The sequence below is a fragment of the Bacillus sp. JKS001846 genome (genome assembly GCF_900176455.1).
Taxonomy (GTDB): domain Bacteria; phylum Bacillota; class Bacilli; order Bacillales; family Bacillaceae_G; genus Bacillus_A; species Bacillus_A cereus.
On the sequence record NZ_FWYG01000001.1, the window covers coordinates 908,172 to 926,585 of the forward strand.

Below are 18,414 nucleotides of genomic sequence, written 5' to 3' on the forward strand. Positions count from 1 at the left end.
CCTTTCGTTTGAGGTGTATCTTAAAATCAAGCGTAATTATGACTATTTTTCGCCCATAGGGGGGAGACAATTGTGATTCAAACGAAACAAAAAGGCTTGCAAGAAGTTCTTAGTGCAGCCATTAAGCATGCAACTGATGAAAAAATATTGGTTAGTTTTGTAAAACAAATAGACTGGATGGATCCGCTTCTGTTTTATGCAGCAGGAAAAAGGATTGCATTGGAAAATAGATGTTATTTTGCAGATCCAGCTCAGCATGTAATATTTGCTGGAATTGGCTCTGTTTTCACTATAGCAAATTCTTCTCACAAACGCTTTCAAGCGGCTCGTGACGAGTGGGATAAAGTAAAAGAGAAAGCATTTGTACAAAGAGAAAAATATGAATTTGGAACAGGTCCTCTTTTATTTGGTGGATTTTCATTTGACCAAGAAAAAGAGAAAACGGACTTATGGAAAGAATTCGATGATACGACATTTTCACTACCAGCATTTTTATTAACTGTAAAAAATGAAAAAGCATGGTTAACGATGAATACATTCGTTTCAGCAACAGATTGTGCAGAAACTCTTTATAACGAAATTGTTTCTTTAGAAGAGAAAATTTTTGGGGAGAGTAAATGTGCATTAGAAGGATTGAAATTAACAGTTACTTCTAAAGTGGAAGTGGATCCGAAAGGCTGGATGAAAGCCATTAAGAAAGTGCAAGATGAGATGAAGCAGGGTAACGTGCAGAAGGTTGTATTAGCGAGGGAGCTAAAAGTAGAAATGGATCATCATATTGATTCTGCTCTTGTTTTAGAAGCACTTCGCATTGGGCAACCGGATTGTTACGTATTTTCTTTTGATTATAAAGGAGCATGCTTCTTAGGAGCGACGCCAGAGAGGTTAATTCGTAAAGAAGATGAGAAGTTTACTTCGATGTGTCTTGCTGGTTCAACTGGTCATGGTCAATCTATAGAAGAAAGTAAGCGAAATAGTAATGCGCTTCTTCATGATGAAAAGAATTTAGCTGAACACGGTTATGTTGTGAACATGATCAGGTCGGTATTAAATGAGCACTGCGAATACGTTAATATTCCGGAGAGTCCAGGTCTATTAACAACGAAAAACTTAATTCATTTATATACGCCTGTAGAGGCAAAAGGCACTGCGAGTCTTTTAACGATGGTAGAAGAATTACATCCAACACCAGCTCTTGGCGGGACACCTCGTTTGGAAGCGATGAAACTGATTCGTGATGTTGAATTGTTAGACAGAGGATTATATGGTGCACCGATTGGCTGGATAGATGATGAAGGAAATGGTGAATTTGCGGTTGCACTTCGCTGCGGATTATTAAATGGCGAGAAAGCATCCTTATTTGCCGGTTGCGGGATTGTAATTGATTCAGTACCGCAACTTGAATATGAAGAGACAAGTTTGAAGTTTAGACCGATGCTTGGTGCTTTGGAGGAATTAATGAAATGAACAATCATATAGAAGCATTATCATATTATTTAGGCGCGTTCGTGGATGAACTGACGCGTCTAAATGTATGTGATGTTGTCATTAGTCCAGGCTCACGGTCAACGCCGATTGCTCTACTAATGGAACAACACGAAGGAATGAACACATATTTACATGTAGATGAAAGATCTGCAGGATTTTTTGCGCTCGGTATCGCAAAAGCGAAAAAACGTCCGGTTGCATTATTATGTACGTCAGGAACGGCAGCAGCGAACTACTATCCAGCTGTATGTGAAGCTTTCCATTCACGAGTGCCGCTTATCGTCTTAACAGCAGATAGACCGCATGAATTAAGAGATGTCGGTGCACCACAAGCGATGAATCAATTTAATTTATACGGTACGTTTGTGAAGCAATTTACAGAGATGGCACTTCCAGAAGCGAGTGAAGCGATGTACCACTACGCTCGCATGACAACGCAGCGCATGATAGCAAGTGCTTGTTTAGCGCCGCAAGGACCTGTTCATCTTAATTTTCCAGTTCGTGAACCGCTTATCCCGGACTTTTCATTAGAAAGTTTATGGGATAAAGGACGCGGGGAATATACAGGAGTAGTTCAGCAAGGGAACGTGGTGATGCCGAGTGAATATGTAGATTCTCTTGTAGGGCGCCTTTCACATATGGAAAAGGGGCTTATTATTTGTGGAGATGATAGTCATTCAGAAATCGCAACGTTTGCAACGCAACTAGCTGAAAAAACGGGATACCCAATATTAGCAGACCCACTTTCTAATATTCGTAGCGGACACCACGATAAAACGATGGTAATCGACTGTTATGATACATTTTTACGAAATGAATTGTTAAAAGAGACGTGGAAGCCGGACGTTTTAATTCGTTTTGGTGGTATGCCTGTTTCGAAAGCATTAACGCAGTTCATTAAAAAACAAACGAAAGCTGTTCATATCGTTGTTGACGAATCTGGACAATGGAGAGATCCAGCTCTTGTTGCGACAGAAGTTGTACAGGCAAGTGATATTGCATTTTGCAGTACATTAATAGAAAAAATGCCAGTTATGAAAAAGAATGATTGGTCCCAAATGTGGCAACATATAAACGAAAAAACGAAGGAAACGCTTCGTGAAATGGAAACATATGAAACTGCATTTGAAGGAAAAGTCATTACAGATATTGTACGCGTATTACCAGAAGGAGCAACGTTATTTGCGAGTAATAGTATGCCAATTCGTGATACAGATTCATTCTTCTTCACATCAGATAAAAATATTCAAGTGATGGCAAACCGCGGTGTAAATGGGATTGATGGCATCATTTCGACAGCTTTAGGAGCGAGCATGATTTGCGATCCGCTCGTATTAGTCATCGGTGACTTATCATTCTATCACGATTTAAATGGACTATTAGCTGCAAAATTACATGAATTAAATATAACGATTGTCGTTGTAAATAATGATGGTGGGGGTATTTTCTCATTCTTACCACAATATGAGAAAAAGGAACACTTCGAATCGTTATTTGGAACGCCGATTGGGCTTGACTATGAGCATGTTGTTAAAATGTACGGTGGTTCATTTAGCCGTGTAAATGGTTGGGAGCAATTCCGGGAGGAAGTACAAAAGGGAGCAACGACAGAAGGTTTACACGTTGTAGAAATTTGTACGAACCGTGATGAAAACTTAACGTTGCACCGTACGTTATGGGCAAAAACACAGGACGTAATTACTACATCATTGCAAGGTGAATCAAAATGAAAGTAACGCTGCAAGGTGTATCGTATGAATATGAAGTAGTCGGAAGCGGGGAACCACTTCTACTTCTTCATGGTTTTACGGGAAGCATGGAAACGTGGCGTTCTTTTATCTCTTCATGGAGTGGGCAGTTTCAAGTTATTGTAGTGGATCTTGTTGGACACGGAAAGACCGAGAGTCCTGAAGATGTTGCGCATTATGACATTCGAAATGTGGCATTGCAAATGAAAGAACTATTAGATTACCTTCATATTGAAAAAGCACATATACTTGGCTATTCAATGGGCGGTAGACTGGCGATTACGATGGCGTGTCTATATCCAGAATATGTACGTTCTCTTTTATTAGAAAATTGTACAGCTGGACTCAAAAGTGAAGATGAGCGAAAAGAACGCTGTGAAAAAGATGAGCGACTTGCCGATAAAATTGAGCGAGAAGGCATAGAAAGTTTTGTATCGATGTGGGAAAATATTCCGCTGTTTGAAACGCAAAAACGTTTAGCAAAAAACGTACAAGAAGCGGTGCGAAAAGAACGACTTGCTAACAATCCAAAAGGACTTGCAAATAGCTTGCGCGGCATGGGAACAGGGGCTCAGCCTTCATGGTGGGATGAGCTACACAACTTGAAAATGCCTGTTCTTTTAATGAACGGAGAGCATGATGAAAAGTTCTTTCGCATATTAAAAAACATCGAAAAATGCGTCTCTGACGCGAAATTTGTCAAAATTGATGGTGCTGGCCATGCAATTCATGTGGAACAACCGGAAAAGTTTGATACAATAGTAAAGGGATTTCTAAAAACTATGCAGTGATGCTTTTTTCAGTTAAGAATGAAGTTACACTTATAGATGAGATCAGAAATATACAAGGAGGTAGTTGTAATGGCTATTGAATGGGTAAAAGAAGGCAATTACGAAGATATTATTTATTCAACATACAATGGTATCGCAAAAATTTCGATTAACCGTCCTGAAGTACATAACGCATTCCGTCCAAAAACGGTAATGGAGTTAATCGACGCTTTTGCACAAGCTCGTGATGATGCAAATGTTGGCGTTATCATTTTAACAGGTGAAGGTGGACGTGCATTCTGTTCTGGCGGCGACCAAAAAGTTCGTGGTCATGGTGGATATGTAGGTGACGACCAAATCCCACGTCTAAACGTATTAGACTTACAACGTCTAATTCGTGCAATTCCTAAACCAGTTATCGCAATGGTAGCAGGTTATGCAATCGGTGGAGGACACGTACTTCATATCGTATGTGACTTAACAATCGCTGCAGACAACGCTGTATTCGGACAAACAGGTCCTAAAGTAGGAAGCTTTGACGGTGGATACGGAGCTGGTTACTTAGCTCGTATGGTAGGCCACAAGAAAGCTCGCGAAATTTGGTACCTATGCCGTCAATACAGTGCTGGGGAAGCGCTTGATATGGGCTTAGTAAATACAGTAGTACCATTAGAACAACTTGAAGCAGAAACAGTACAATGGGCACAAGAGATCTTAGCAAACAGCCCAATGGCACTTCGTTTCCTAAAAGCTGCATTCAACGCAGACACAGACGGTCTAGCTGGTATTCAACAACTAGCTGGAGATGCAACGTTATTGTACTACACAACTGACGAAGCAAAAGAAGGTCGCGACGCATTCAAAGAAAAACGCAGTCCGGACTTCGGTCAATTCCCTCGTTTCCCTTGATCAAATCAAAAGCGGAGCCGACTTTTTAGCCTCGTAGGCTAAGGTTCTTTCGCACAGAAAGTGTTTTTTTACTTTCTCGTGCGGAAGGTTCTTAGACGGAAGGGGCTAGGAGGCGCAGCTAGATGAAACCAAAAGCGGAAGCGGCTCGCTTAGAACAAGAGGGCGTTGGAACTCCTGACGTAGAGGCGTTTTTTGCCTCGTAGGAAGAAGTGAAGCCACCGAACATTCTAGCCGCTGTAGCTGGATGAAATTAAAAGCGGAAGCGGCTCGCTTAGAACAAGAGGGCGTTGGAACTCCTGACGTAGAGGCGCTTTTTGCCTCGTAGGAAGGCGTGAAACGACCGACTGTTCTAGCCGCTGTAGCTAGATGAGATCAAACCGGAAACAAAACAACTAAGAGACTTGATGTCACATCAAGTCTCTTTCTTTCATGAAAGGAGAATGTATGATGGAGACGATGCCAAATTGGTTAAAGCAACGTGCATTTTTAACACCAGATCGTACTGCAATTGAAATAGAGGAAGAGAAAGTTACTTTTATGCAGCTGCATGAAAAGGTAGTATCTGTTTGTGAACACCTCACGCATGTAGGAGTGAAGCGAGGACAAAAGGTGGCTGTTCTGATGAAAAATGGTATGGAGATGATTACAGTTATTCATGCCCTATCGTACGTAGGGGCAGTAGCTGTGCTTTTAAATACGCGTCTTTCAAGAGAAGAGCTACTTTGGCAAATGGATGATGCTGAAGTTATTTGTTTAGTGACCGATCAAGAATTTGATGCTAAAGATGTTCCTGTCTATTCATTCGCCGAAGTGATGAATGGACCAAAAGAGGAAGCCTCTATACAAGAAGAATTCTCTTTAGAAGAAGCGATGACGATTATTTATACGTCAGGGACGACAGGGAAACCGAAAGGCGTTATTTTAACATATGGAAATCACTGGGCCAGCGCGGTTGGCTCTTCGCTTAATTTAGGACTTCGTGATGATGATTGCTGGTTAGCGTGTATGCCGATGTTCCATGTTGGCGGGTTATCTCTTCTAATGAAAAATATTATGTACGGCATGCGCATTTTACTCGTTCCGAAATATGATGCTGATTTTATTCATACAGCACTTCAAACGAGAGGCGTAACGATTATTTCAGTCGTATCAAAAATGTTAACTGATTTATTAGAGAGACTTGGAGAAGAAACATATCCTTCTTCTTTACGATGTATGTTACTTGGTGGAGGACCAGCGCCAAAACCGTTACTCGAAACATGTGTAGATAAAGGAATTCCTGTGTATCAAACGTACGGTATGACAGAAACGTCTTCGCAAATTTGTACGTTGTCCGCAGATTACATGTTAACGAAAGTAGGATCAGCTGGAAAGCCACTATTTCAGTGCCAACTTCGTATTGAAAAAGACGGCGTAGTAGTGCCGCCACATGCGGAAGGCGAGATCGTAGTAAAAGGACCAAATGTAACAGGCGGCTACTTTAACCGTGAAGATGCGACGCGTGAGACTATTCAAAACGGATGGCTTCATACTGGCGACCTCGGTTATTTAGATGAAGAAGGATTTTTATACGTATTAGATCGCCGCAGTGATTTAATTATTTCTGGCGGAGAGAATATATATCCGGCTCAAATTGAAGAAGTGTTGCTGTCCCATCCAGCGATAGCGGAAGCTGGTGTTGTAGGTATGACTGATGATAAATGGGGACAAGTACCCGCTGCTTTTGTTGTGAAAAGCGGGGCGGTAACAGAAGAAGAAATTCTTCACTTTTGCGAGGAGAAATTAGCGAAATATAAAGTGCCGAAGAAAGCATGTTTCTTAGAGGAATTACCACGTAACGCTTCGAAAAAATTGTTAAGACGAGAGTTAAGAGAATTAGTGGAGGAGAGGTAAGTGGAAATAAAAAAAGCGACACTTCATATAACGGAAATGCCACTTGTCATTCCGTTTGCTGCAAGCTACGGAACGTATGAGAAGCGTGAGAGCATCGTCATTGAATTAGAAGATACGGACGGATACATTGGATTTGGAGAAGTCGTTGCGTTCTCTGAACCTTGGTATACGGAAGAAACAGTGAAGACAGCATTGCATGTACTACAAGATTTTTTATTACCTGATTTATTAAAGGCGGAGATTTCTCATCCGAATGAAGTGCCAGGTTTGTTTCAGCATATAAAAAGAAACCGAATGGCAAAGGCCGGAATTGAAGGCGCTGTTTGGGATTTATATGCGAAGCGAGAACAGGAATCGCTAGCGACGTTACTTGGCGGAACTAGGACTGAAATTGAAGTTGGTGTTGTGATTGGTATCAATACAATACCGGTTATGCTAAAACAAATCGAGAAGTATGCAGAAGAAGGATACGAGCGTTTTAAAGTGAAAATAAAACCAGAGCATGACTACGAGTTATTGAAAGAAATTCGTAAAGAGTTTCCGCATATCCCGTTAATGGCTGATGCAAATTCAGCCTATACATTAGCGGATACAGAGAAATTGAAACGATTAGATGAATTTCAATTAATGATGATTGAACAACCACTAGCGGACTACGATTTTCTCGATCATGCACAGTTGCAAAAGGAAATTGCAACGCCCATTTGTTTAGACGAAAGCATCCATAGTTTAGAAGACGCACGCGTTGCGATTACGCTTGGCAGCTGCCGCATCGTTAACATTAAACCAGGGCGAGTGGGCGGATTAACAGAATCGATTCAAATCCATAATTATTGCATGGAGCATAACATACCCGTTTGGTGCGGTGGTATGGTAGAGATGGGGATTTCACGAGCACAAAATGTTGCGCTTGCTTCATTGCCGAACTTTACGATTCCAGGAGATATATCTGCCTCTAGTCGACATTGGGAGAAAGATATTATTTCGCCGGAAGTGATGCTTGAAGGCGGAAAGGTTATTGTACCGCAAAGCGTTGCCGCTGAGTATGAAGTAGACCGCGGAAGGTTGGCGGAGATTACGAAACAGCGGATTGTTTTGGAGCGGTAGGTTGAGTCTTTCAAATAGCGGGCGAATTTCGTCGTTAATTGTCGATAAGTCGATATTCCTTGTCGAAACGTCGATATATTAAAAAAATCGCTGATATAATTCAAGTTGTGGTCGATATATTTCGAAAATCGCCGATATAAATTTCATTTACTAAGGTTACTCCCGCGAGTAACCTTTTCTTATTGTACAAATTGGATAGACTAGTTTACAATCGAGCGTATATAAGGGGGAGTAATATGAAGCGCATTTCAATTTTAATAGCGGATGATGAGGCAGAAATTGCTGATTTAATTGAGATACATTTAGAAAAAGAAGGCTACTACGTCGTGAAAGCAGCGGATGGAGAAGAGGCAATTCATATTATTGAAACGCAGCCAATCGACTTAGTGGTTTTAGATATTATGATGCCGAAAATGGATGGATATGAAGTGACGCGCCAAATTCGCGCGAAGCACCATATGCCAATCATTTTCTTAAGTGCGAAAACGTCTGATTTTGATAAGGTGACAGGTTTAGTATTGGGTGCAGATGATTATATGACGAAACCTTTTACACCGATTGAATTAGTTGCACGTGTAAATGCACAATTACGCCGATTTCTTACGTTAAATCAGCCGAAAGTAGCGGACAATAAATCAGCTTTAGAGGTAGGCGGAGTTATTATTGATCCTGAGCGAAGAACAGTGAACGTCTATGGAGAGCAAATTGAATTAACACCGAAAGAGTTTGATATTTTATATTTATTAGCGAGCCATCCGAAGAAAGTGTACAATGTAGAAAATATTTTTCAGCAAGTATGGGCAGATGATTATTTTGAAGGTGGAAATACAGTTATGGTACATATTCGTACATTGCGGAAAAAACTTGGGGAAGATAAAAGAAAGAACAAGTTAATCAAAACAGTGTGGGGAGTAGGTTATACTTTCAATGGCTAAAAAGATGAGAAGCTTTCGCTCGAAGATGGTTATGCTATTTGCGTTAAGTATGATATTTGCTGGTGGCGTAACGTATATCATTTATGAAGGATTACGAATTTATTATAAATTGGTCGTTCGTTTTGAGGACCCGTTAGCTCAATTTCGTTCCATGGTAAGACAAATTGGGGATGTTAATTTCTTTTTAATTATTTTCATTCCTCTATCCATTATGTTTTTCTTCTTCCTTACTAGACCGTATGTAAAATATTTTGATGAGATTTCAAATGGGATTCACCATTTGGCAAACGGAGAATTTACAAATGAAGTTCGCGTGTCATCAAATGATGAGTTTGGATATATTGCACGTGAAATTAATGTAGCGAGTGAAAAATTAAAGGAAGCAGTGGAACGAGGCGACTTTGCAGAAAGTAGTAAAGACCAGCTTATTGTTAACTTAGCTCACGATTTAAGAACGCCGTTAACGTCTGTTTTAGGTTACTTAGATTTAATTCTTAAAGATGAGAATTTGACGAAAGAACAAATTAAACATTTTTCCACAATTGCTTTTACGAAATCCGAAAGGCTGGAAAGTTTAATTGATGAATTATTTGAAATCACAAGAATGAATTATGGGATGCTGAAGCTGGAAAAAAGACCAATTGATATAGGTGAATTGCTTATTCAGTTAGATGAAGAATTATATCCGTTATTAGAAAAGAAGGAATTAGAAGCGAGATTGAATATCACGCCGCAATTACCTATTAACGGTGACGGGAAATTATTAGCGAGAGTATTTGAAAATCTGTTAACGAATGCGATTCGCTACGGGTATGATGGAAAGTTTGTTGATGTGAACGGGTACATTGAAGGTGAAGAGGTAGTCGTACAAATTATTAATTACGGAGATAGCATTCCGGAAGAAGATTTACCGTATCTTTTTGATATGTTTTATACAGGTGATAAGGCAAGATCAGAGCAGCAAGGTGGTACAGGCCTTGGGCTATTTATTGCGAAAAATATTGTTGAGCAGCATGATGGAAAGATTTCTGCTGAAAGTAATGTAATTAGAACGATATTTGAAGTGAGATTGCCAAAAGAAGAGAGCGAAGTAATTTAATAAAAATTTAAACTTTACCCCACTTTTTATTTTAATAGTTTTTTCTATTCTATACGTAAGTTACGTGAAGGAGGGACTAGAAATGAAAAAGTGGGTATTTATTTCTTTTTTTATAGCATGCACAATCTGTGTAGGCGTTTATATATCACCATTATTTCAAAAAGAGATCGATGTTAAAGTTGCAGACAAAGATAATACGGTAAGAGCTGCGAATACGGAAAATATAGAGGTTACAAAAGAAGACATTTATAAAGGGGATCTATTATTAGTTAATAAAGATTACCCAGTTAAAAAAGATAGTATTAGGTCTGACATTATAAATGTAAATCATAATAGTGAATTAGTAAGAGGCTACGTCATATTTGATAGAAATCTTCGCTTATCAAAGGATGTTGTGGAAAATTTTTTGAACGTTGTCGATGCAGCTGGAAAAGATGGAGTACAGCATTTCTTAATGAGTAGCGGATATCGAGATTTTAAAGAACAAAGTAAGTTATATAAAGAAATGGGATCTGACTATGCACTTCCAGCAGGATACAGTGAACATAATTTAGGATTATCACTCGACGTTGGATCTACGCAAAAGAAGATGGAGAAAGCGCCTGAAGGAAAATGGATTGCGAATAATGTATGGAAACACGGATTTGTTTTACGTTATCCGAAAAATAAAAGTCATATTACAGGCATTCAATATGAGCCGTGGCATATACGTTATGTAGGATTACCGCATAGTGCTATTATGCAAAAGGAGAAAATTACACTAGAGGAATATTTGGACTTCTTAAAAGAGAAAAAAGAAATCACAACCGATGTGGAAGGTAAGAAATATACGGTTTCTTATTATAAAGTTTCCGGGAACAGGAAAGTGAATGTTCCAGCGAATAAGCAGTATGAAATTTCTGGGAATAATATGGATGGGGTTATTGTGACGGTTCAGGAATAGATAATCTTGATTCTCCCATAAAAGTCCGATTGGTGAGGGCTAATAATCAGTGGGGGATGAAGAAAACCCCCACTGATTAAAGTTTCACTTTATATGACGAGGGTTGTAATGAACACATCTTCAATGACGTTCATTCCTAGTAAAAAAGATTGGAGCCTCATCAACATTCTTCAGCCACATATACTCCTGACTATGTAAGCTATCCTTCACCCAGACATCGCCTTTATATATATTTGCTTTCTTGCGAAGCCAAGTAAGATAAGGTCCAATAACTTGAGGGTCTTCATCACGTTCATTCTGTTTTGGGAACGAGATTTGTTTCTGTTCTTCTGTTTTTATATTAATCGTATAAAGTGTTGTAAACATCTTCGGAACAGGGCCTTCTTTCCATACCTTATTGTCTTTTGCACGAGCTACAACCACTTTGTTTGGTGAAAGCCATTCTAAATCAAGGTCTACATAACCGATAGGTGTGTAGACCTTTTGTTGTTTTGCTGTTACCATGTCTGCAACTGTAAATTTTTTATTTTCTACAAAAAACCTTCCTTCGCCTGAAATATAGGCCAGTTGATTAGTTGATGGAGCCCACTTCATCCAATCTTTGAACCATAGCATGTTACCAATCGTTCGAAAGTGTTTCCCTTTTGATGAGATAACACATAATGTATTGCTATCCATTGCCAAAGAAGCAGTAGGATTTGCCAAAAGGCTAATCCACTTTCCATCAGAACTCCACTTGAAATAGTTAGCGTTAATCGCAAATAAATCAGTTTCATTTGTTTGAATCGTATAAAAAGGCTTTATTTTATCTTTAGCAAGATTTGCATCAACTGGTATTTTATAAAGTGGAATTGTGCCCCACCCGGTCGGACGCAAGCAGGATTGTGAGGAGACGATAAATTCCTTTCCGTTCGGGAACCATTCGAAATCACTAACCCCAAGTGATACATTTTCAAAACCTTGTGGGCGACCATTTTTAATTTTTGTAACGTTTAATAAACCTTGATCAGTGTAAGCCAATTGATTTTTATTTGGTGACCACTTAAAGTCAGATGTTACGACTCTTACATAAGGCTGGTAGTTTATTTTCTCTTCCGTATCATAAATGAATAAGTTAGATTTTTTACCCGTTTCATCACTATCAATATAACCAATAAACCTACCGTCATAAGACCATTTCGGAGAATACACATATCGGTTTTTTGTGATTTGGATTTCTTGATTTCCTGTCTTTATCCATAGCTGATGGTCTCGGATAAATGCAGCCGTGAGTGATGGAGGGGCTGCGCTAACCGTTGTTGGTACATATAAAATGATTAAAATTATAAATAATAAAATTCGAAGTCTCAAGAATATCCCTCCTGCTTATAGGTTGTCCGAATATGTAATGGAAACTCACATTTTAATATAAAATTAAACATTATAACGTTATATTTACTTCTCCCTTTTTTTATGTTACGCTAAACGTGTGAAAGACATATAAAATGAAACTTTAATGTAAGCGTATTCTCATGGCTTCTTATAGAAAAGGGTGGAAGTACAATGACAGAACGATTCGTACTACGTAATGTGAAACGTGTGAACGGGGAAGAGATTGACATTGTAATTGAAAATAACAAAATCGCACAGGTGACGAAAGCTGGTGCTGGCGAAGGTGGAAAGGTTCTTGATTACTCTGGTACTTACGTATCGAGTGGTTGGATTGATTTGCACGTTCATGCTTTTCCAGAGTTTGATCCGTATGGCGATGAGGTGGACGAAATTGGCGTTAAGCAAGGGGTAACGACAATTGTTGATGCGGGTAGCTGCGGAGCTGATCGTATTGCAGATTTAGTAAAAAGTAGAAAACAGGCGAAAACGAATTTATTTGCCTTTTTAAATATTTCTCGCATCGGTTTGAAACGAATTGATGAATTGTCCAATATGGAATGGATAGATAAAGAGAAAGTGATAGAAGTAGTAGAAAAGTATAAAGATGTAATCGTTGGGTTAAAGGCAAGAATGAGTAAAAGTGTCGTTTGTGACAGCGGAATTGAACCGCTTCATGTTGCACGCTCTTTATCTCGTGAAACATCATTGCCAATTATGGTACATATCGGTTCAGCACCTCCTCGCATTGAGGAAGTTGTACCTCTTTTAGAAAAAGATGATGTGATTACACATTACTTAAACGGGAAAGAAAATAATTTATTTGATGAAGAAGGCAAACCGCTACCTGTATTACTAGATGCAGTGAAGCGCGGTGTTCATTTAGATGTTGGTCACGGTAATGCTAGTTTTTCTTTTAAAGTAGCAGAGGCGGCGAAGCGTCACGATATTGCTTTTAATACAATTAGTACAGATATTTACCGGAAGAATCGTATACATGGTCCCGTGTATAGTATGGCTCACGTTCTTTCGAAATTCCTTTACTTAGGTTATCCGCTAGAAGAAGTAATTGATGCGGTGACGAAAAATGCGGCAGAGTGGCTGAAAAAACCAGAGCTTGGCCGTATTCAAGAAGGCGATATTGCAAACTTAACTTTATTTACGGTGAAAGATGAGAAGGTTACGTTAATTGATTCAGAAGGGGATCAGCGCGTTGCTGAAAGAAGAATTGATACGAAAGGGGTTGTAATCAATGGGTCATTCATTGAATGCTAAGTACGGATTAAAAAGAGTAATTAATGCGAGCGGTAGAATGAGTATTTTAGGTGTATCCGCTCCGACAGATACAGTTATGGATGCGATGAAACATGGTGGACAAAATTATGTGGAAATTGCTGATTTAGTAGATAAAGCGGGAGACCATATTGCGAGAATTCTAGATTCAGAGGCAGCGGTCGTTGTGAATTCAGCATCGAGCGGAATTGCACTTTCTATCGCTGGCATCGTTACAGAAGGAAATCGCCGTAAAAGTGAAAGACTTCATCAAGAGGTTATTTTGAAAAACGAAGTGATTATGTTAAAAGGTCATAACGTTCAATACGGTGCTCCAGTCGAAACGATGATTTATTTAGGCGGCGGTAAACTTGTAGAAGTTGGCTACGCAAATGAAGGAAAAGCGGAGCATATTGAAGATGCGATTGGTGAAAATACAGCAGCGATTCTGTATGTGAAATCACATCATGCAGTGCAAAAAAATATGATTTCTGTTGAAGAAGCATGGGAAGTTGCGCAGCGAAATAACGTACCACTTATCGTTGATGCGGCAGCTGAAGAAGACATTCAAAAATATGTGAAGTATTCAGATCTTGCTATTTATAGCGGTTCAAAGGCAATTGAAGGACCTACTTCTGGTATTGTTGGTGGGAAACGAAAATATATTGAGTGGTTGAAAGTGCAATTACATTGCATCGGAAGAAGTATGAAAGTTGGGAAAGAAACAACTTTTGGTTTACTTCAAGCGCTTGATGAGTACGGAGTAAAAGAAGATAAAAGTGAACAAGAAAAGGAGTTATTACAAGTACTTATGCCGCTAAAAGAATTAAACGGTGTAAATGTAACGATCGTTCAAGATGAAGCAGGAAGAGCAATCTTTAGAGCACGTATTCACATTAACGAGAATGAGTTAAATAAATCAGCAAAAGACGTTGTAACAGCATTACGCGAAGGGGAAATCGCAATCTATACACGTGATTACGGAGTAAGACAGGGGTTCTTTGATATTGATCCACGTCCACTTCAAGGTGATGACATACATGTAATTGAAGAAAAATTGAGAGGAATTGTAGGGGGAAACTAAAATGACAAACATTCAAAAACGTTTTTATAAAGGCCGTGTAGCATTAAATGTATTAGCGAACAATATCGAAAATGCACAAGACATCTTTGAAGCAGCAGAAGGTTATGTAGTAGTCGGAGTGCTATCAAAAGACTACCCAACAGTAGAAGAAGCAGTTACAGCGATGAAAGCATACGGAAAAGAAATTGATGACGCAGTATCAATCGGACTAGGAGCAGGAGATAATCGCCAAGCGGCAGTTGTAGCTGAAATTGCGAAGCATTATCCTGGCAGCCATATTAACCAAGTGTTCCCTTCAGTTGGAGCGACACGTGCAAATCTTGGTGGAAAAGATAGCTGGATTAATAGTTTAGTATCTCCAACAGGAAAAGTAGGGTACGTAAATATTTCTACTGGTCCAATTAGTGCAGCTGGGGAAGAAAAAGCAATCGTTCCAATTAAAACAGCGATCGCACTTGTACGTGATATGGGCGGAAATTCATTGAAATACTTCCCGATGAAAGGGCTAGCTCACGAAGAAGAATATCGCGCAGTTGCGAAAGCTTGTGCAGAAGAAGGATTCGCATTAGAGCCAACAGGTGGAATTGATAAAGAAAACTTTGAAACAATTGTACGTATTGCGCTTGAGGCAAATGTAGAGCAAGTTATCCCGCACGTATACTCTTCTATTATTGATAAAGAAACTGGTAATACGAAAGTAGAAGATGTTCGTGAATTATTAGCAGTCGTGAAAAAGCTAGTTGATCAATATGCGTAAGAAAATTGCAGCGTTCGGCGAAGTAATGATGCGCCTGCAAGTACCTGGATATGAGTTATTGTCGCAAGCTAACACATTAAATTACTCTTTTTCTGGTACAGGTGTGAACGTGGCAGCGGCACTTTCTCATCTCGGGCATGAAGGCTTTCTTATTTCAACTTTACCAGAAAATTCGGTTGGAGATGCTGCATTATCTTACATTCAAAAGTTAGGTGTGCAAACCTCACTTGTTTCAAGAGGTGGCAAATATGTCGGCATGTACTTTTTAGAAAATGGATTTGGTGCACGTGCAAGCCGCGTTACGTATTCGAATCGACTAGAAAGTAGCTTCAATATGGCATGTGAAGAAATGTATCAATTTGAAGAAATCGCAAAGGAAATTGATATCGTTCATTTTTGTGGTATTACACTTGCGATGAATGATACTGTGCGCCATCATATGAAATCTTTAGCGAAAGCAGTGAAAGAAAACGGAGGAACCGTCGTTTTTGATTGCAATTATCGTCCATCACTTTGGGGAGAAGACGGATATGAACAGGCAAAGCCGCATTATGAAGAAATGCTAGGACTTGCTAATATTGTTATGATGAATGAAAAAGATGCGATGTTTGTTTTAGGAATGAAAACCGAAGAAACGGAGCGAGAGGCGCAGCTTGTTGATCTTATTCCAAAGGTGGCTGAAACGTATCATATCGCTACAATCGCTGGTACTCATCGCTCTATTAACAGTGATAATACACACTCGCTTCGCGGATTTATATGTAAAGATGGCGCGTTCACTTTTGCAAAAACACTTACGTTTTCTGTATATGATAGAATAGGTGCTGGAGATGCTTATACGAGCGGGATTATTCATGGCGAGATAGAAGAGTTTGCACCAGAGAAAGCTGTTTCATTTGCGTCAGCAGCTGGAATGCTTGCACATACAATCGTCGGTGATACGCCAATGTCATCAGAGAAGGATATACTTCGGGCAATGACGGCATCAGTAGGTGATGTAGAAAGGTAGTGGGTGTAACGGTGAACGTAACGAGAAAAAAAGGACCATTATATTTACAAATAAAAAATATTATTCGTGATCGAATATTGCATGGTGTATATGCGATTCATACGAATATTCCTTCCGAACCGCAGTTAGAAGAAGAGTTCAAAGTGAGTAAAATTACAGTGCGAAATGCGATTAAAGAACTCGCTCAAGAAGGATATTTGGAAAAGAAAAGCGGTAAAGGAACGAAAGTTATCCGTAATACTTCTGCGACAAAGTTGTCAAAAGGTAAGAAATTTACAGAAGTGTTAGTGGAAGAAGGATATAAAGTACAAAAGAAATTGCTAAAAGCAGAAATCGTTCATAATGAAGAAGGAACGGTGCCATTTCGATTATTCGGCAAGGAGAGTTTTCGTATTGAACGTTTATATACGTTAAATGATGCACCTTACATTCATTATACGCACTATTTCTCAGCAGGAATGGCAAGTACAGATTTATCGGACTTTGACTTGCAATCGCTTTATGATTTAGTTGAAGACCGAGGCATTCACTTAGAAAACTTCAGAGATGAATTCGCTGTTGGACTCGCGCCTAGTTTCGTTGCAGAAGCGCTAGGTGAAAAAGAGGGGACAGCGCTATTAAAACGTATGCGTTATTCTTACGATGAAGTTGGCGAAGTAATTGAATATAGCGAAGGCTACTACAATACAGAGATGCAGCATTATGTAGTGAATTATGACGTATAAAAAAGAGGGGATGTGGTATTATCCCCTATAGGTAGACAGTAAAAAAAGAGTCCATCTGATATGATGGACTCAATACTGTTTTATCTGGAGGGGATTTTTTTATGGCAAGAAAAGGACAATCATTTCAAAAATATACAGAAGAACTAAAGCGAGAAGCAGTTCGTCTTCGATTAGAAGAGAGAAAATCATTGCGAGAAATTCGTGAACAACTCGGTGTGAAGAGCGATGCCCAGATTATTGAGTGGGTAAAACGTGCGCAACAAGGGGAGTCCTTTGATGATCAACGTGGTGTCTGGAATCGAAAGAATTTTAATAGTCTAGAAGAAGAAAATGCTTATTTGAAGGCACAGGTTGAGTATTTAAAAAAGCGCAATCCAAATCTACACGGGAAGGAATGGTCCTAAAGAAAGAACGATTTTCTCTTATCGATTCATTACGCCAAGCCTATCCACTCCGATGGTTGCTTCAAATCGCGGAAGTTTCTAAGGCTGGCTACTATAAATGGCGGAAATATCATAACGTGCAGCGTTTACGTCAGAAAAGGGATATGTGGCATAAAGAACATATTTTATCTATTCATCGTCAGCACCCTTACTATGGGTATAAACGTATGACTCGTGCTTTGGCTCGAGAAGGAATGGTAATGAATCATAAACGTGTTCGTCGTCTTATGAGAGAGCTGGGTATTCAATCTATCATTCGAAAAAAACGTCCGTTTTATGGAAGAAAAACATCTGTGGTATTTAAAAATCATTTGAATCGAGAGTTTCAAGCTGAAAAGCAAAATCAAAAATTCGTAACAGATATTACTTATGTACGAATCGGAGAACAATTTGCCTATTTGTCGGCTGTGTTAGATTTATACAACAATGAAATTGTTGCCTGGAAGCTATCTTCAAGAAATGATTTAGATTTGGTTTTAACTACATTACGTCAATTAGAAGGGAAGTCATTAACTACTAAGCCCCTTTTCCATTCAGATCAAGGGTTTCAATATACATCTAAATCCTACGCAAAACAGTTAGAGAAATTAGGATTTGTCGGTAGTCATTCTAGACGTGGAAACTGTTTTGATAATGCGTGTATCGAATCATTCTTCTCACATTTAAAAACAGAGAAGTTGTATTTAGTGTGCCCAAAAACATATGAAATGGCCTACCGAGCAATTCAAGAATATATTCAATTTTATAATACAGAAAGATTCCAAGAAAAACTTCACGGCCTTTCCCCGATAGAATATCGGGAAAAGGCCGTGGCATAATACTCTTTTTATTTCTGTCTACTTGACAGGGAGATGACCAATGTTC

16 protein-coding genes are annotated in these 18,414 nt (G+C 39.2%); 15 read left to right on the top strand and 1 reads right to left on the bottom strand.

From position 1 onward, the window contains the following. Positions 1 to 72 precede the first annotated feature (72 nt). The 9 genes from B9A45_RS04940 (at position 73) to B9A45_RS04985 (ending at position 10,892) form a co-directional block, all read left to right on the top strand. Positions 73 to 1,467 carry an isochorismate synthase gene (locus B9A45_RS04940; RefSeq protein ID WP_000616748.1) on the top strand — a complete coding sequence of 465 codons (1,395 nt, stop codon included), beginning with the start codon at positions 73 to 75 and terminating at the stop codon, positions 1,465 to 1,467. Beyond that, positions 1,464 to 3,218 carry a 2-succinyl-5-enolpyruvyl-6-hydroxy-3-cyclohexene-1-carboxylic-acid synthase gene (gene menD / locus B9A45_RS04945; RefSeq protein ID WP_001059220.1) on the top strand — a complete coding sequence of 585 codons (1,755 nt, stop codon included), beginning with the start codon at positions 1,464 to 1,466 and terminating at the stop codon, positions 3,216 to 3,218. Before B9A45_RS04940 ends, menD begins: the two co-directional genes overlap by 4 nt. Continuing rightward, positions 3,215 to 4,027, top strand: coding sequence for a 2-succinyl-6-hydroxy-2,4-cyclohexadiene-1-carboxylate synthase (gene menH / locus B9A45_RS04950; protein ID WP_000869215.1), 813 nt, complete (start codon positions 3,215 to 3,217; stop codon positions 4,025 to 4,027). The genes menD and menH overlap by 4 nt, the downstream gene beginning before the upstream one ends. 69 nt (positions 4,028 to 4,096) lie before the next feature. Beyond that, complete coding sequence (menB, locus tag B9A45_RS04955) at positions 4,097 to 4,915, top strand: 1,4-dihydroxy-2-naphthoyl-CoA synthase (protein ID WP_000963884.1); 819 nt, start codon at positions 4,097 to 4,099, stop codon at positions 4,913 to 4,915. 447 nt (positions 4,916 to 5,362) lie between these two features. Beyond that, the gene (locus tag B9A45_RS04965; protein ID WP_016110862.1) at positions 5,363 to 6,808 is read left to right on the top strand and encodes an o-succinylbenzoate--CoA ligase; all 1,446 of its coding nucleotides are present in this window, start codon (positions 5,363 to 5,365) and stop codon (positions 6,806 to 6,808) included. Then, positions 6,809 to 7,915 carry an o-succinylbenzoate synthase gene (gene menC / locus B9A45_RS04970; RefSeq protein WP_016110861.1) on the top strand — a complete coding sequence of 369 codons (1,107 nt, stop codon included), beginning with the start codon at positions 6,809 to 6,811 and terminating at the stop codon, positions 7,913 to 7,915. A gap of 236 nt (positions 7,916 to 8,151) precedes the next feature. Continuing rightward, a complete protein-coding gene (locus B9A45_RS04975; protein ID WP_016110860.1) occupies positions 8,152 to 8,850 on the top strand; it encodes a response regulator transcription factor in 699 nt (232 codons plus the stop codon). Next, a complete protein-coding gene (locus B9A45_RS04980; protein ID WP_016110859.1) occupies positions 8,843 to 9,949 on the top strand; it encodes a HAMP domain-containing sensor histidine kinase in 1,107 nt (368 codons plus the stop codon). Before B9A45_RS04975 ends, B9A45_RS04980 begins: the two co-directional genes overlap by 8 nt. An 82-nt stretch (positions 9,950 to 10,031) precedes the next feature. After that, complete coding sequence (locus B9A45_RS04985) at positions 10,032 to 10,892, top strand: M15 family metallopeptidase (RefSeq protein ID WP_016110858.1); 861 nt, start codon at positions 10,032 to 10,034, stop codon at positions 10,890 to 10,892. A gap of 120 nt (positions 10,893 to 11,012) precedes the next feature. Here B9A45_RS04985 and B9A45_RS04990 read toward each other — a convergent pair whose 3' ends face one another. Further along, the gene (locus B9A45_RS04990; RefSeq protein ID WP_053514577.1) at positions 11,013 to 12,242 is read right to left on the bottom strand and encodes a hypothetical protein; all 1,230 of its coding nucleotides are present in this window, start codon (positions 12,240 to 12,242) and stop codon (positions 11,013 to 11,015) included. A gap of 192 nt (positions 12,243 to 12,434) precedes the next feature. On the opposite strand from B9A45_RS04990, the gene B9A45_RS04995 reads away from it, so the two are divergent. The 6 genes from B9A45_RS04995 to B9A45_RS05020 all read left to right on the top strand — a co-directional run bounded on the left by B9A45_RS04995 (position 12,435) and on the right by B9A45_RS05020 (position 18,368). Further along, positions 12,435 to 13,535, top strand: coding sequence for an amidohydrolase/deacetylase family metallohydrolase (locus B9A45_RS04995; protein WP_016110855.1), 1,101 nt, complete (start codon positions 12,435 to 12,437; stop codon positions 13,533 to 13,535). Further along, on the top strand, positions 13,513 to 14,616 hold the full coding sequence (locus B9A45_RS05000; RefSeq protein WP_084063899.1) for a DgaE family pyridoxal phosphate-dependent ammonia lyase: 1,104 nt from the start codon (positions 13,513 to 13,515) through the stop codon (positions 14,614 to 14,616). Before B9A45_RS04995 ends, B9A45_RS05000 begins: the two co-directional genes overlap by 23 nt. 1 nt (position 14,617) lies before the next feature. Next, positions 14,618 to 15,373 (top strand): 2-dehydro-3-deoxy-phosphogluconate aldolase, encoded by a 756-nt coding sequence (locus B9A45_RS05005; protein WP_084063900.1) that lies wholly within the window; start codon positions 14,618 to 14,620, stop codon positions 15,371 to 15,373. Beyond that, positions 15,366 to 16,382 (top strand): sugar kinase, encoded by a 1,017-nt coding sequence (locus B9A45_RS05010; RefSeq protein WP_016110852.1) that lies wholly within the window; start codon positions 15,366 to 15,368, stop codon positions 16,380 to 16,382. Before B9A45_RS05005 ends, B9A45_RS05010 begins: the two co-directional genes overlap by 8 nt. Continuing rightward, positions 16,382 to 17,107 carry a GntR family transcriptional regulator gene (locus tag B9A45_RS05015; protein ID WP_000539261.1) on the top strand — a complete coding sequence of 242 codons (726 nt, stop codon included), beginning with the start codon at positions 16,382 to 16,384 and terminating at the stop codon, positions 17,105 to 17,107. The genes B9A45_RS05010 and B9A45_RS05015 overlap by 1 nt, the downstream gene beginning before the upstream one ends. A 101-nt stretch (positions 17,108 to 17,208) precedes the next feature. Next, positions 17,209 to 18,368 (top strand): IS3-like element ISBth8 family transposase gene (locus B9A45_RS05020; RefSeq protein WP_087874946.1). Its coding sequence is split into 2 segments (ribosomal slippage): positions 17,209 to 17,467 and positions 17,467 to 18,368, totalling 1,161 coding nucleotides; the frame shifts between segments, so codons are not numbered across the junction. Positions 18,369 to 18,414: the final 46 nt, after the last annotated feature.